This is a genomic window from Paraconexibacter antarcticus, from assembly GCF_024220175.1.
In the GTDB taxonomy this organism is placed as follows: domain Bacteria; phylum Actinomycetota; class Thermoleophilia; order Solirubrobacterales; family Solirubrobacteraceae; genus Paraconexibacter; species Paraconexibacter antarcticus.
On record NZ_CP098502.1, the window covers coordinates 5,015,650 to 5,028,594 of the forward strand.

Below are 12,945 nucleotides of genomic sequence, written 5' to 3' on the forward strand. Positions count from 1 at the left end.
TAGAACGTAGCAACGTCCCGCCCGCTAACGCAGACATCGCTGCTATAACGGTCTGGTGAGCGACGTCGCGACCCCCACGAGCACCCGCCCCGGAGGCCGCTCCGCCCGTGTCCGCGCCGCCGTCCACCGCGCCGCCGAGGAGCTGCTCGCCGAGGGCGGCCCCGACGCCGCGACGGTTCCCGCCGTCGCCGCCCGCGCCGGCGTCCATGCGACGACGATCTACCGTCGCTGGGGCTCGGCCGCCGGGCTGCTCTCCGCCGTCGCCGTCGGGCGCCTCACCGGGGGCGGCGAGCTCGTCACCCCCGACACCGGCACGCTGCGCGGCGACCTCACCGGCTGGGCGCAGGAGGTCGTCGCCGACCTCGGCGACCCCGACGTCGTGCTCATGCTCCGCACCGTCCTCGGCGCGTCCGGTGAGGCGACGGGGCGCACCACCTGCCTCGACGACCGCCGCACGCAGGTCGACGCGATCCTCGAGCGCGAGCGCGAGCGCGGCGGCGACGTCCCCCGGGACCCCGAGCGGCTGCTCGACGCGATCCTCGGGCCGCTCTACTTCCGCGCGCTCTTCGACGACGCCCCGTACCCCGTCGCCGCGATCGGCGCGCTCGTCGACGGCGCCCTCGGCGGCGCCTGAGCAGGCGCCCGAGCCGGCACCCGCCGCCCCGTCAGGAGGGGACCGGCGGCGGCGCGCCCTCGCGCCACTCGTGGTCGAGCGTCTCGTAGAACGACCCGACGGCGACCGCCTCGGCGAGCTCGACGAGCGCCGCCGGCGGCAGGTCCCGCGTGTGGCGGTCGGGCACGCGCTCGTCGAGCGCGTTGCCGAAGACGACGACGCCGTCCGCCCGGACGGTCAGCCGCCAGCCCGCGGCGTGCTCCACCGCGACGGCGTCCGTCGCGGCGGACCCCGCTGCCGCGGCGGCCGGGCCGGTCACCTCGGCGAGGAGCCGCAGGACGTCGTCGAGCGCCGCGTCCTCGCTGCGGCGCCCGTCCCGGTGCACGAGCGTGAAGGCCATCCACGCACGACCCTATCCGGGGCGCACGCGGCCGGACCACCGCTCAGGCGACGCTCGGCCCCTCGCCCTCGCGGCGCTCGGACGCCACGACGCGGAGGCCGGGCTCGCCCGGGCGCCGCTCGAGCTGCGGGATGTCCTTCATGATCCGGTCGATCGCCGGGCGTTCGAGCACCTCGTGCTCGAGCAGCCCCTCGGCGAACTCGTCGAGCTTCGCGCGGTGCTCGAGGATGAGCCGGCGGGCCGCGCGCTCCCCCTCGAAGGCGAGCTCCTGCTGCTCCTCGTCCCGGATGCGCCGGGTGAGGTCGGAGACGACGTTCGAGTCGGTGACCGCGCGCGAGACCGAGCCGGAGGTGCCCATCGCGTACTCGTGGACCATCGCGTGGGTGATCTCGGCGACGCGCAGGAGGTCGTTCGCCGCGCCCGTGGTCACCGCGCCGAAGACGATCTGCTCCGCGACGCGACCGCCGAGGAGGACCGTGATCTGGTCGATGAGCTCCTCGCGGGTCTTCAGGTAGCTGTCCTCGTCCGGCACGTTCATGACGTAGCCGAGCGCGGCGCCCCGCGGGACGATCGAGATCTTGTGGACGGGATCGGTCGTCTTCAGCAGCTCACGGGTGAGCGCGTGGCCGGCCTCGTGGAAGGCGACGATCCGCCGCTCCCGCGGGTTGAGCGTCGTGGAGGACTGCACGCCCGCGACGACCCGCTCGAGGGCGTCGTCGAAGTCGGCCTTGGAGAGGGCGAGCCCCTCGCGGCGGGCGCAGAAGATCGCCGCCTCGTTCGCGAGGTTCGCGAGGTCCGCGCCGGTGAGGCCGCTCGTCTGCTGCGCGATGACGTCGAGGTCGACGTCCTGCCCGAGCGGCTTGCCGCGCGTGTGGACGTCGAGGACCTTGCGGCGGCCGGCGACGTCCGGCGGCGTGACGAAGACCTGGCGGTCGAAGCGCCCGGGCCGCGTGAGCGCCGGGTCGAGCTTGTCGAGGAGGTTCGACGCGGCGATGACGATGACGTTCTCGCTGCCGGAGAACCCGTCCATCTCGACGAGCAGCTGGTTCAGCGTCTGCTCGCGCTCGGAGTTGTTGTCGCTGCCGCGGCGGGCGCCGACGGCGTCGAGCTCGTCGATGAAGAGGATCGACGGCGCGTTCTTGCGGGCCTCGCGGAAGAGCCGGCGGATGCGGGCCGCGCCGAGGCCGGCGAACATCTCGACGAACGAGGAGGCCGACTGCGAGAAGAACTGGGCGCCCGACTCGTGGGCGACGGCCTTGGCGAGGAGCGTCTTGCCGGTGCCGGGCGGGCCGTGGAGGAGGACGCCGCGCGGGACGGTCGCGCCGAGGCGCTTGAAGCGCTTCGGGTCGCGGAGGAAGTCGACGACCTCGCGCAGCTCGGCCTTCGCGTCGTCGACGCCGGCGATGTCGTCCCAGCCGATCTCGCTGAGGTGATCGGGCTTGATCTGCACCGGCTTCGTCTTCGGCATCATCTTCAGCGTGCGCCAGAGCACGAAGACGATGGCGATCATGAAGACGAACGCGAACGCCTGCCCCCAGTCGTTGAAGAACTGCTGGAGGTGGTCGCTCCAGCTCAGTCGCGGCGCGGGCGGGAGGGCCGGCGCGGCGGCGGCGAGCAGGTGCATGGTGATCCCCACGTCACCCACTATCGGACGCCGGCGGCCGCTTCACAAGGGGTCAGGACCCCACTTGGACGCGTGACCGACGAAGCTGTCGCGGAGCCATGCGCACGATCGAGGCCACCCGCTACGTCACCCCGCTCCGCGAAGGCGGGTCGATGCCCGCGCTCGTCGAGGCGGACGACGACGGCCTGTACGTCCTGAAGTTCCGCGGGGCGGGACAGGGACCGCGGGCGCTCGTGGCGGAGATCGTCGCCGGGGAACTCGCCCGGGCGCTCGGCCTGCCGGTCCCCGAGATCGTCTACTGCGAGCTCGACCCGCGGATCGGCGTGGCCGAGCCGGACCCGGAGATCCAGGAGCTGCTGCAGGCCTCCGCGGGCCGCAACGTCGCGCTCGATTTCCTCCCCGGCTCGCTCGCCTTCGCGGACGCCGAGAGCGTCGACCCCGCGCTCGCGGCGGACATCGTGTGGCTCGACAGCCTCGTCATGAACGTCGACCGCACCCCGCGCAACCCGAACCTCCTCACGTGGCACGGGTCGACGTGGCTCATCGACCACGGCGCGGCCTTCTACCGCCACCACCGCGACGACTCGGATCCCGCGGCCCTCGCCGCGCAGCCGTTCCCGCTCATCGGCCAGCACGTCCTGCTCGGGCGCGCCGGCTCGCTCACCGACGCCGCCGCCCGCCTCGCCCCGCTCGTCGACGACGCGCTGCTCGCGCGCCTGCGCGACCTCATCCCGCCGGAGTGGGCGGCGCCGGACCCGTACGTCACGTTCCTGCGCGAGCGGGCCGCCCGCGGCCGCGCGATCGCCGAGGAGGCCGACGATGCCCGCGGGTAGCGGCGAGCCGTTCGCCTACGCGCTGCTGCGCGTCGTCCCCGACGTCGAGCGCGGCGAGCGCCTGAACGTCGGCGTCGTGCTCTTCTGCCGCCGCGCGCGCTTCCTCGAGGCCCGGACCCACGTGGACCCCGCGCGGCTGCACGCGCTCGCCCCGTCCGTCGACGCCGAGGCGGTCGCCGCCCACCTGCGCACGCTCGAGCACATCGCGGCGGGCGACCCCGCGGGCGGCCCGGTCGCCGCGCAGGAGCCGTCCGAGCGCTTTCACTGGCTCGTCGCACCCGCGAGCACGATCGTGCAGCCGTCCCCCGTCCACACCGGCCTGACCGAGGACGCACCGGCCACCCTGGCGCGACTCATGGCCCGGCTGGTTGAATGAGCCGATGCGATTCGCCGAGCGCCTGAACCTCGAGCACCCGGTCGTCCAGGCCGGCATGGGCGGCGGTGTCGCGGGCGGCGCGCTGGCCGGCGCGGTGTCGGCGGCGGGCGGCCTCGGGACGGTCGGCATCATGGGGCCGGACGCCTTCCTCGGCGCGCTCCACGAGGCCCGGCGCCTCGCGCCCGGCCGTCCGGTGGCGGCGAACCTCCTCGTCCCGTTCGTCCGCTCTGCGCACGTCGCCGCGTGCGCCGAGGCCCGCGCGGACGTCGTCGTCCTGCACGGCGGGGCGGCACCGGCGCTCGTGCGCGCGCTCCACGCCGCCGGGCTCTTCGTCCTCGACACCGTCGGCACCGTCGCCGAGGCGCGGCGCGCGCTCGCCGACGGGGCGGACGGCCTCGTCGTGCAGGGGCTCGAGGCCGGCGGGCACCTCGTCGGCGTGCAGGACACCCCCGGCGCGCTGGCGGCCGTCCGTGCGGCGATCGGGGACGAGGTCCCGGTCCTCGCGGCGGGCGGGGTGGCCGACGCGGTGGTCGTGCAGCGACTGCTCGACCTCGGGGCCGACGCCGCGGCGGCCGGCACGCGCTTCCTCCTCACCGCGGAGTCCGGCGCCCACCCGGCCTACCGGGACCGGGTGCTCGGCGCGAAGCGGACGCTCGACACGCTCCTCTTCTCCACGGGCTGGCCGATGCGCCACCGCGTCGTCCCGAACGCGGCGACCGACCGCTGGTGCGCCACCGACGAGCGCGGGCCGGCCTGGCTGCGCGCCGTCACCGCGCGGACCGGCCCGGTGGGCCGGGCGCTGCCGATCGCGCACCTGGAACGGTTCCTCGGCGTCCAGCGGCCGGGCCTGCCGGTCTTCACCCCGGCCCTGCCGCTCGTGGGCATGGACGCGGCCGTCGTCGACCGCGCGGCCCTGTACGCCGGGGAGAGCGCCCTGCGCATGACGGGCGTCGTCTCCGCGGCGGACGCGGTCGCCGCGCTCACGCCCTGACCGGCGGATCAGGCTTCGACGCGCAGGATCTCCGCGAGCGCCGCGTACCCGACCTCGAGCTGGTCGTCGCTCGGCTCGCGGGTGCCGAGCACGCGCTGCAGCTCGTAGCCGGGCCGCCGCAGCGCCCGGGCGCCGAAGGACTCCGAGTGCTTCTCGGCCCAGGCGAAGACCTCGACCGCGACGCCGATCGACGCGAGCTGCAGGGCGACGGACTGCGCCTGCGTCGGCGCGTCGACGAGCCGCTTCAGGAGCGTCGCGCCGGCGACGTTCGCGGCGAGCAGCGGCGCCATGAGGTGCGAGCCGCAGCGGTCGTGCTCCTTCGCCGCGTCGCGCGTCCCCGCGCTGACGCCGGCCATCGCGTCGTCCGGGTCGGCCTGCTCGTAGGCGGCGATCGCCTTGTGCTCGACGCCGTGGTAGGCCGCGAGGTCCCCGCCGCGCAGCGCGACGATCGACGGCGCGAGGCCGATGAGCGCGAGCGCCATCTCGCCGCCGGGGCCGCGCAGCCGCTTGCGGAGCGCCGCGCCGGTGAGCATCGTCGCGCCCATCGCGCCGAGCACGACCGGGTTCTGGAACGGGAGCTGCGCCTCGGGCAGCCCCTTCTTCACGAGCGGGATGACGGCGAGCGACTCGCCGATGGAGGCGACGCCGCGCAGCAGCGGCACGCCGGCCGCCGCCCTGCGCAGCGCGGGCTTGCGGCCGGAGGCGACGCCGATCGTCCCGTCCTTGCGCCGGGCGGCGACCGACCAGTGCGTCGGCCCGTGGACGAGCAGCCCGTTGCGCAGCGCCATGCCCCCGAGCCGCAGGCGCGGCGGCTTGTTCTCCTCGGTGCTCATCGGACGTCCTCCCCCAGTCGCTCCTTGATGATCTCGGCGTAGCATCGGGTCGCGAACCCGAGGTCCCGCACGTCGATCCGCTCGTTGGCCGAATGCACGAGCGGCGCGGTCTCGTAGAGCGTCTGGTGCCGGTGCGGGAAGAAGCCGTAGGCGACGCAGTCCGGGAACGTGCGCCGGAAGGTCCGGGAGTCGGTGAAGCCGGCGAGGATCGTCGGGATGACCTTCGCCTCGGGGTCCTCGCGGCCGACCCAGCCCTCGATCGCGCGGAAGAGGTCGGTGTCGACCGGCGACGCGTTCCCGGGGACCTGCTCGGTGAAGTCCAGGCGGTAGCCGTCGTGGCCGAGCACCTCGCGGATGCGCCGCTCGGCGACGTCGGCCCCGAGCCCCGGCGGGACGCGGCAGTCGACGCGGATCTCCGCCCGGGCGGGGATGACGTTGATCTTCTCGCTCGCGCTGATCCTCGTCGGGGCGAGCGAGACGCCGAGCATCGGCTCGACGAGCATGCCCAGGACGGGGTCGCGGCGCTGGAGCTCGGCGAGCGCTCCGGCCGGGTCGCCGTCGACCGGGATGCCGAGGCCCTCGAGCATCCCGCGCGGCCCGTCGGTGAGGTCCAGGCCGGGCTGGCGGTCGGCCATGAGCTGGAGGAAGGGCGCGAGCTTCAGCAGGGCGTTGTCGCCCATCTTCGGGATCGACGCGTGGCCGGCGACGCCGTCGGTCGTGATCGTGAAGCGGAAGACGCCCTTCTCGGCGACGCAGACGCCGTAGTAGCGGCCGCCCTCGAACGGGATGACCGGGCCGCCGCCCTCGTTGAGCAGCTCGTCGCAGCGCACGAGGTCGGGGTGGTGCTCGCAGATCCACTGCGCACCCTGGGAGCCGCCGGTCTCCTCGTCGGCGACCGAGACGATGAGCAGCTCGCCGCGTGCCGGGCGCCAGCCGGACGCCGCGAGCGACGCCGCCGCCGCGACCTCGGCCGCGGTCTGCGACTTCATGTCCAGCGCACCCCGGCCCCAGAGGAAGCCCTCGTCGTCGACGGTCCCCGACCACGGGTCGTGCTCCCAGTCGGCGGGCGACGCGAGCACCGTGTCGACGTGCGAGAGGAGGCAGAGGGTCGGCCCGTCCGCCTTCCCCTTCAGGCGCGCGACGAGGTTCGGCCGCTCCTCGGAGGAGCCGACCATGGTGATGCCCCCGAAGCCCGCGCCCTCGAGCTCCGCGGCGAGGATCTCCTGCGCGGGGCGCTCGTTGCCGGGCGGGTTGACCGTGTTGCACCGGATGAGCTGCTGCAGCAGCGCGGTCGCGAGTCTCTCCACGGTCCCCACTGTACGCCGGACGCGCGGCCGCCCCGTCGGGGCATCTTCGTACAGTGGCCCGGTGGACCAGCTCTTCGGCGACCCGACCCCGACGCCGGCCGCCGCGGGCGGTGCGGGGGACCCGGCCGCCCCGCTGGCCGCCCGCATGCGCCCCGCCACGCTCGGCGACGTCGTCGGCCAGGCGCACCTGCTGAAGGAGGGCGCGCCGCTGCGCGTCGCGATCGAGGCGGGCCGCCCGCACTCGATGCTCCTCTATGGGCCGCCCGGCACCGGCAAGACGACGCTCGCCCGCATCGTCGCCGCCGCGGCGAACGCCGCCTTCGAGGAGCTCAGCGCCGTCGAGGCCGGACGCGCGGAGGTCCGCGCGGTGATGGAGCGCGCCCGCCACCGGCGCCAGACGAGCGGCACGCCGACCGTCTTCTTCCTCGACGAGATCCACCGCTTCAACAAGGCGCAGCAGGACGCGCTGCTGCCCGCCGTCGAGGAGGGGGTCGTGACGCTCATCGGCGCGACGACGGAGAACCCGTCGTACGAGGTGAACGCGGCGCTCCTCTCCCGCTGCCGCCTGTACGAGCTGCACGCGCTGACCGCGGGCGACGTCGAGACGCTGCTGCGCCGCGCCCTCGCCTCCGGGCTCCTCGCGGGCGGAGCGGGGACCGCGACCGCCGACGACGAGGCGCTCGCCTTCCTCGCCGACCGGGCGGGCGGCGACGCGCGGGCGGCCCTCGCCGCGCTCGAGCTCGGCGTCGCGACGACCGGCGGCCACGTCGACCTCACGGCCGCGGAGGACGCCTTCCAGCGCCGCGCGATCCGGTACGACAAGAAGGGCGACCAGCACTACGACGTCATCTCGGCGTGGATCAAGGCGACGCGCGCGAGCGACCCGGACGCGTCGCTCTACTACCTCGCGGTCATGCTCGAGGCCGGCGAGGACCCGCGCTTCATCGCCCGCCGCATGGTCATCCTCGCGAGCGAGGACATCGGGGGCGCGGACCCGCAGGCGCTCGTCGTCGCCGCGGCGGCCGCGCAGGCCGTCCAGCTCATCGGCATGCCCGAGGCGATGCACCCGCTCGCCCAGTGCGCGATCCACCTCGCGCTCGCGCCGAAGTCCAACGCGGGCTACGTCGCGATCGCCGCCGCGCGCGAGCACGTCCGCACCCACGGCGCCCAGGTCCCGCCGCCGTACCTGCGCTCGGCGAACCGCCGCGAGCCAGGCTACGCGTACCCGCACGACCATCCCGGGCACGTCGCGGCGCAGGACGTCATGCCCCCGGCGCTGGCCGGGGTCCGCTTCTACGCGCCGGACGACGCGGAGGCCCGGTTCGCCGCCCGGCTGACCGAGATCCGGCGCGCTCGCGGGCAGGAAACCTGAGCTTCGGCGGAGGGCCCCGGACCGTCGCATTCACACCGGCGTCACCGACCCAAGCTCCACGAAAGCTGCCACGCGCTCGGGAGACCGGGCCCGGTGGCCGAAGGTCAGGACGTGACCATTCGCCTGGTTCCCGCCCCACCCCGCACCACCACCCCCCGCCGCAGGCCGGCGTCGCGATCCGCGGCGGCCGCGACGCCGGCCGCGCCGGGGGTGCTGCCCGGCGACGTCTTCACCTTCCTCGACCTCGTCGCGGGCGCCGGCCCCCGCGCACGCCCGTCCCAGCTCATGGACTGGCTCGCCGACGCCCTGTCCTCCGGCCGCGCCGTCCCGCTCGGCTACGCGACGGGCACCGACGGTCAGCCGGCCGGCCCGCGCCGCTACCGCCTGCTGTAGGCCGCGCCCACCGGCCATCCGTCCACGCGAGCTTGCGTGGGACATCCGTTTCGTCATGATCCGAACCGGCCGCTCCGTGCGAACATGTGTTTGCCGACGGTCCAGGGCCGGGCATGACGGGTCCCGCCCGGGACGTCACCACGCCCGCTCTGTGAGGTGGTTCACACATCTCCGGTCGTTCACGCGATCTTCAGGCGCCGAGCGCCACTCTGGACACCCATCCCCGTGCTCATCGACACCCACATCACCCTTGCCTCCGGGGACCGCGTCCGCCTGCGCCTGCCCCAGGGCCGCGAGACGGCGGGCGTCGGCGCGCTGCTGCTGCGCCTCGGGCTCGACCCCGACGACTTCGACGTGCGGCGCCTGCTGCGCTTCGATCCGCGCCGCCGTGCCGTCGTCTGCGCGACGCTCTGGACGGTGGACGGCGAGATCCTCGTCGGTGTGGGCGGCCTGACCTACCTCGACGGCCACGTGGACCTGCTCGTCACCGACGAGGTGCTCGCCCCGGGCCTGGCCGAGGCGCTCCACGGCATCCTCACGGCCGCCCCGAGCGCCCGGCGCGCCGCCTGAACCCGGCCCCGGGGGCGGCGGGCCCCGGCGGGAGTGGAAGAATCGCCCCCATGCCGTCCACCGTCCCCGCCCACGGCCCGACGATCGCCTCCCGCAACCCGGCGACGGGCGAGACGCTCGGGACGGTGCCGGTCACCCTCCCGGCCGCGGTCCCCGCCGTCGTCGCCGGCGCCGCCGCCGTGCAGCCCCTGTGGTGGGCGCTGCGCTCGCGGGACCGCGCGCGCTACATGCAGCGCGCCGCCCAGGCCGTCATCGACGAGGCGGACGACCTCGCCGCGCTCATCTGCGCCGAGCAGGGCCGCCCGCGCGCCGAGGTCGAGCTCCAGGAGCTGCTGCCCGCGATCGAGACGCTCCAGTGGCTCGCCGAGGCCGGGCCGAAGGTCCTCGCCGGCGAGCGCGCCGGGCTGTCGCGGGCGCTGCATCCGCTCTCGCGCGCCCGCTGGACGTACGAGCCGCTCGGCGTCGTCGCGGTCATCGGGCCGGCCACCGAGCCGTTCGCGACCCCGCTCGGCGACGTCGCGGTCGCGCTCATGGCCGGCAACGCCGTCGTCCTCAAGCCGTCCCCCCAGGCCGCGCTGGCGGGCGAGCGCATCGCGCGGGTCTTCGCCCGGGCCGGGCTGCCGGAGGGCCTGCTGCGCGTCGTGCACGGCGACGCGGACACCGGCGCCGCGCTCGTCGACGCCCCGGTCGCGCAGGTCCGCTTCACCGGCTCCTACGACGCCGGCCGGGCGGTCGGCGAGGCCTGCGCCCGCGCCGTCAAGCGGTCCGTCCTCGAGCTCGGCGGCAAGGACGTCGCGCTCGTGCTCGCCGACGCGGACGTCGACCGGGCGGTGCAGGGGACCGTGTGGGCCGCGTTCGCGAACGCCGGCCAGGCGGGCGGCTCGGTCGAGCGCGCGGTCGTCCTGCGGGAGGTCTCCGAGCGCTTCCTCAGCGGCGTGCTCGCCGCGACGCGCGCGCTGCGCGTCGGCGACCCCCGCGACCCCGGCGTGTCGGTCGGCCCGCTCCTCACCCACGACCGCCACGAGCGCGTCCGGACGCTCGTGCAGGAGGCGGTCGACGCCGGCGCGACCCTCCACTGCGGCGGCCCCGTCGAGGTCCCCGGCCTCGGCGCGGGCGCGGGTGCCGGCGCGACGTTCTACGCGCCCGCGGTCCTCACCGGCGTGACGCCCGAGATGCGGGTCGCCCGCGAGGAGCTGCCGGGCCCCGTCCTCGTCGTCATGACCGCCGACACCGAGGAGGAGGCGATCCGGATCGCGAACGCCTCCGACACCGGCCTCGGCGCCTCGGTGTGGACCGCCGACCGCTACAAGGGCGCCCGGATCGCCCGCGAGCTGCACGTCGGGATGGTGTGGATGAACGACCACCTGACGACCCGCAGCGCCCCGCAGCTGCCGTGGGGCGGCGTGAAGGGCTCGGGCATCGGCCGCGCGCGCGGCGCGATCGCCCTGCGCACCTGCGCCGAGCCGAAGGTCCTCACCTGGTCGCCGCCGGTCCCGGCCGCCGCGCGGCCCTTCTGGTGGTTCCCGTACGACGAGGCGCTCGAGCGGACCGGCCGCGCGATCAGCGAGCTGCGCTCCGTCCGCGACCGCGACCGGGAGCGAGCCCTCCGCCAGGGGACGCCGCCGATGCTGAAGCTCGCGCGGCGCGCGCTGCGGCGCCGCTGACCGGTGTCCCGCCCCGCGCCGCCGACGTCCCACCCCGCCGACTGACAGCTCAGGCAGACCTGTCCTGCGTCAGCTGTCATTCGGCGAGGCGCCCCCGGCGTCTACGCCGCGCGGGCGCTCGGCACGAACCGCATCCGCGGGGGCAGCAGCGGGACGAGGACGCGGCGGACGTACTCGGCGCCGCCCGCGACGGCGAGACCGCGCAGCGGGTCCCACCGCAGGCCGTACTGGCGCCGGATGTCCGGCGGCAGCAGCCCGATCGTGATCTGGTTCGCGAGCTCGACGAGCGGGCGCGCCGGCAGCGGGACCGGCGGGCGCAGGACGATGTCGATCCCGAGCTCGCGGGCCGTCGGCGTGACGACGAGGTCCCCCGACGCGAGCATCCGCTCGACGTAGCCCGCGAAGTCGACGGAGGTGGCGGGCATGTCGTCGTCGGCGAGGCCGAAGAGCCGGCCGAGGACGCGGTAGTCGGCCCAGTAGCCCTCGCGCTCGGCGTCGTTCAGCGGGCGGACGTAGCGCTCATAGACGAGCAGCGAGGAGTCGGCGAGCGCGCCGAGGACCCAGAGCAGGAGCGCCGGGTCGCTCGCCGCGTACGGCGTCCCGGCCGGGAACGGGCCCGCGTCGTCCGGGAGCGTCCCGCGGACTTCGGCGTGCCGGGCACGGACGCGGGCGCAGACCTGCTCGGCCCGCTTCCGTGGCCCCCAGGTGATGAGGTCCAGGACGTCCGCCGTGCGCCGCAACCGCGCGTACGGATCGTCCAGGTCGCCCGTCGACATGAAGAAGCCCTCGAAGGCGACGGGGTGCGCGGCCATCATGAGCAGCGCCCGGGGACCGGCGAGCGCGACCGCCTGCTCCCGGTGGACCCGGCGGATCATCGCGTCGTCGTCGAAGAAGGAGCGAGCGGGCATCGTCCCCCAAGGTACGACGACTACCCTTAGACGGACCATGCCTGCCGCCGCGTACGCCGGGAAGGAATGCGTCTGCCAGTTCAAGCGCGGGATCTGTGATCAGACCTGCGTGAAGGACATGCTGGCGACGCCCTTCTACATCGCCTGCCTGAAGCTGCGCGGCCGTCGCTGCGTCGTCGTCGGTGGCGGCGCGATGGGGCTGGAGAAGACCGAGGGCCTGCTCGCCTGCGACGGCGACGTGACGGTCATCGCACCGGAGGCCGGGCCCGAGCTCGAGGCCCTGGCCGCCGAGGGGTCGATCCGCTGGGAGGCCCGCGAGTACGCCGGCCCCGAGGACCTCGAAGGCATCTTCATGGTCATCGCCTGCACCGACGACACCGACACGAACATCCGCATCTACGACGACGCCGAGCGCCGGGCGATGCTCGTGAACATCGTCGACGTGCCGCCGCTGTGCAACTTCATCCTCCCCGCGATCGTCCGCATGGGCCCGCTCGCCGTCGCCATCTCGACCGCCGGCGCGTCCCCCGCCCTGGCCAAGCGGATGAAGCGCGAGATCTCCGAGCTCTTCGGCGAGGAGTACGCGACGCTCGCGATCATGCTCAACGACGCCCGCGGCTGGGCCAAGGGCACCCTCCCGACCTACCAGGACCGCAAGGCCTTCTTCGAGGAGATCGTCAACGGCGAGCCGGACCCGATCGCGCTCCTGCGCGCCGGGGACAGCGCGGCGGTGCTCGAGCTCATCGCGCGGGCGCAGCAGGCGCACCAGCCGGCGTAAGGCGTTTCGGCGTCCGCTCGCGCTTCCGCGGAAGTGTCGGCGGTGTGGGGCGTTTACGGCGGCTGAGACGGCGGACGGGCGTGGCGGCGGTGCGGGCGTGGGCGTCTGGGCCGACCTTTCGGGGGGAGCTTGCTGCGAGATGCATGTAATAGCTGCATCTGGCAGCACCGTTCGGCCCACGGAACGAGGTGTGTCCGCTGGGACCGGCTGAGTCCACCTGGGAGGACGCACCTCGCGCTCGAACCCACCCCGGCTGCCGACTCCGCCGTCTTCACCCACAGCA

Annotated in this window: 14 protein-coding genes; 9 read left to right on the forward strand and 5 right to left on the reverse strand. The window is 75.1% G+C overall.

Features of this window, described 5'->3' with window-relative positions; translation table 11 throughout:
• The first annotated feature begins 55 nt into the window (after positions 1 to 55).
• A complete protein-coding gene (locus NBH00_RS24555; RefSeq protein ID WP_254571196.1) occupies positions 56 to 634 on the forward strand; it encodes a TetR/AcrR family transcriptional regulator in 579 nt (192 codons plus the stop codon).
• Between the two features lie 31 nt (positions 635 to 665).
• Here the strand turns inward: NBH00_RS24555 and NBH00_RS24560 are convergent, their stop codons facing one another.
• Together NBH00_RS24560 and NBH00_RS24565 are read right to left on the reverse strand one after the other, a co-directional pair.
• Positions 666 to 1,013 carry a hypothetical protein gene (locus NBH00_RS24560; protein WP_254571197.1) on the reverse strand — a complete coding sequence of 116 codons (348 nt, stop codon included), beginning with the start codon at positions 1,011 to 1,013 and terminating at the stop codon, positions 666 to 668.
• Positions 1,014 to 1,056: 43 nt separating this feature from the next.
• Complete coding sequence (locus NBH00_RS24565; RefSeq protein WP_254571198.1) at positions 1,057 to 2,649, reverse strand: ATP-dependent metallopeptidase FtsH/Yme1/Tma family protein; 1,593 nt, start codon at positions 2,647 to 2,649, stop codon at positions 1,057 to 1,059.
• Between the two features lie 86 nt (positions 2,650 to 2,735).
• Here NBH00_RS24565 and NBH00_RS24570 point away from each other — a divergent pair, with 86 nt between their 5' ends.
• From NBH00_RS24570 to NBH00_RS24580, 3 genes are read left to right on the forward strand one after another with little or no spacing between them, the layout of a single operon-like run.
• Complete coding sequence (locus NBH00_RS24570) at positions 2,736 to 3,470, forward strand: HipA family kinase (RefSeq protein ID WP_254571199.1); 735 nt, start codon at positions 2,736 to 2,738, stop codon at positions 3,468 to 3,470.
• Complete coding sequence (locus NBH00_RS24575) at positions 3,457 to 3,846, forward strand: DUF3037 domain-containing protein (protein ID WP_254571200.1); 390 nt, start codon at positions 3,457 to 3,459, stop codon at positions 3,844 to 3,846. The genes NBH00_RS24570 and NBH00_RS24575 overlap by 14 nt, the downstream gene beginning before the upstream one ends.
• Before the next feature lie 4 nt (positions 3,847 to 3,850).
• Positions 3,851 to 4,837, forward strand: a complete 987-nt coding sequence (locus NBH00_RS24580) for an NAD(P)H-dependent flavin oxidoreductase (RefSeq protein ID WP_254571201.1) — start codon at positions 3,851 to 3,853, stop codon at positions 4,835 to 4,837.
• A gap of 8 nt (positions 4,838 to 4,845) precedes the next feature.
• Here the strand turns inward: NBH00_RS24580 and NBH00_RS24585 are convergent, their stop codons facing one another.
• Both NBH00_RS24585 and NBH00_RS24590 read right to left on the reverse strand, forming a co-directional pair.
• Positions 4,846 to 5,670 (reverse strand): DUF1385 domain-containing protein, encoded by an 825-nt coding sequence (locus NBH00_RS24585; protein WP_254571202.1) that lies wholly within the window; start codon positions 5,668 to 5,670, stop codon positions 4,846 to 4,848.
• Positions 5,667 to 6,977: a M20/M25/M40 family metallo-hydrolase gene (locus NBH00_RS24590; RefSeq protein WP_254571203.1), complete on the reverse strand. Its 1,311-nt coding sequence runs from the start codon at positions 6,975 to 6,977 to the stop codon at positions 5,667 to 5,669. The genes NBH00_RS24585 and NBH00_RS24590 overlap by 4 nt, the downstream gene beginning before the upstream one ends.
• A 61-nt stretch (positions 6,978 to 7,038) precedes the next feature.
• Between NBH00_RS24590 and NBH00_RS24595 the strand changes: the two genes are divergently transcribed.
• From NBH00_RS24595 to NBH00_RS24610, 4 genes are all read left to right on the forward strand, one after another.
• Positions 7,039 to 8,349: a replication-associated recombination protein A gene (locus NBH00_RS24595; RefSeq protein WP_254571204.1), complete on the forward strand. Its 1,311-nt coding sequence runs from the start codon at positions 7,039 to 7,041 to the stop codon at positions 8,347 to 8,349.
• 111 nt (positions 8,350 to 8,460) lie between these two features.
• Positions 8,461 to 8,742 (forward strand): hypothetical protein, encoded by a 282-nt coding sequence (locus tag NBH00_RS24600; RefSeq protein WP_254571205.1) that lies wholly within the window; start codon positions 8,461 to 8,463, stop codon positions 8,740 to 8,742.
• A 225-nt stretch (positions 8,743 to 8,967) separates the two neighbouring features.
• Positions 8,968 to 9,312 (forward strand): hypothetical protein, encoded by a 345-nt coding sequence (locus tag NBH00_RS24605; RefSeq protein WP_254571206.1) that lies wholly within the window; start codon positions 8,968 to 8,970, stop codon positions 9,310 to 9,312.
• 50 nt (positions 9,313 to 9,362) lie between these two features.
• A complete protein-coding gene (locus NBH00_RS24610) occupies positions 9,363 to 10,976 on the forward strand; it encodes an aldehyde dehydrogenase family protein (RefSeq protein WP_254571207.1) in 1,614 nt (537 codons plus the stop codon).
• 101 nt (positions 10,977 to 11,077) lie between these two features.
• On the opposite strand, the gene NBH00_RS24615 is transcribed toward NBH00_RS24610, so the two are convergent.
• A complete protein-coding gene (locus tag NBH00_RS24615) occupies positions 11,078 to 11,884 on the reverse strand; it encodes an oxygenase MpaB family protein (protein ID WP_254571208.1) in 807 nt (268 codons plus the stop codon).
• Positions 11,885 to 11,921: 37 nt separating this feature from the next.
• Here NBH00_RS24615 and NBH00_RS24620 point away from each other — a divergent pair, with 37 nt between their 5' ends.
• Complete coding sequence (locus NBH00_RS24620; RefSeq protein WP_254571209.1) at positions 11,922 to 12,662, forward strand: precorrin-2 dehydrogenase/sirohydrochlorin ferrochelatase family protein; 741 nt, start codon at positions 11,922 to 11,924, stop codon at positions 12,660 to 12,662.
• The last annotated feature ends 283 nt before the right edge of the window (positions 12,663 to 12,945 follow it).

What these genes read in the sequence shown, in the direction of transcription:
- NBH00_RS24560 (WP_254571197.1), bottom strand. Translation starts at nt 1,013, where the DNA reads ATGGCCTTCACGCTCGTGCACCGGGACGGGCGCCGCAGCGAGGACGCG.
- NBH00_RS24570 (WP_254571199.1), top strand. Translation starts at nt 2,736, where the DNA reads ATGCGCACGATCGAGGCCACCCGCTACGTCACCCCGCTCCGCGAAGGC.
- NBH00_RS24575 (WP_254571200.1), top strand. Translation starts at nt 3,457, where the DNA reads ATGCCCGCGGGTAGCGGCGAGCCGTTCGCCTACGCGCTGCTGCGCGTC.
- NBH00_RS24580 (WP_254571201.1), top strand. Translation starts at nt 3,851, where the DNA reads ATGCGATTCGCCGAGCGCCTGAACCTCGAGCACCCGGTCGTCCAGGCC.
- NBH00_RS24585 (WP_254571202.1), bottom strand. Translation starts at nt 5,670, where the DNA reads ATGAGCACCGAGGAGAACAAGCCGCCGCGCCTGCGGCTCGGGGGCATG.
- NBH00_RS24610 (WP_254571207.1), top strand. Translation starts at nt 9,363, where the DNA reads ATGCCGTCCACCGTCCCCGCCCACGGCCCGACGATCGCCTCCCGCAAC.
- NBH00_RS24615 (WP_254571208.1), bottom strand. Translation starts at nt 11,884, where the DNA reads ATGCCCGCTCGCTCCTTCTTCGACGACGACGCGATGATCCGCCGGGTC.
- NBH00_RS24620 (WP_254571209.1), top strand. Translation starts at nt 11,922, where the DNA reads ATGCCTGCCGCCGCGTACGCCGGGAAGGAATGCGTCTGCCAGTTCAAG.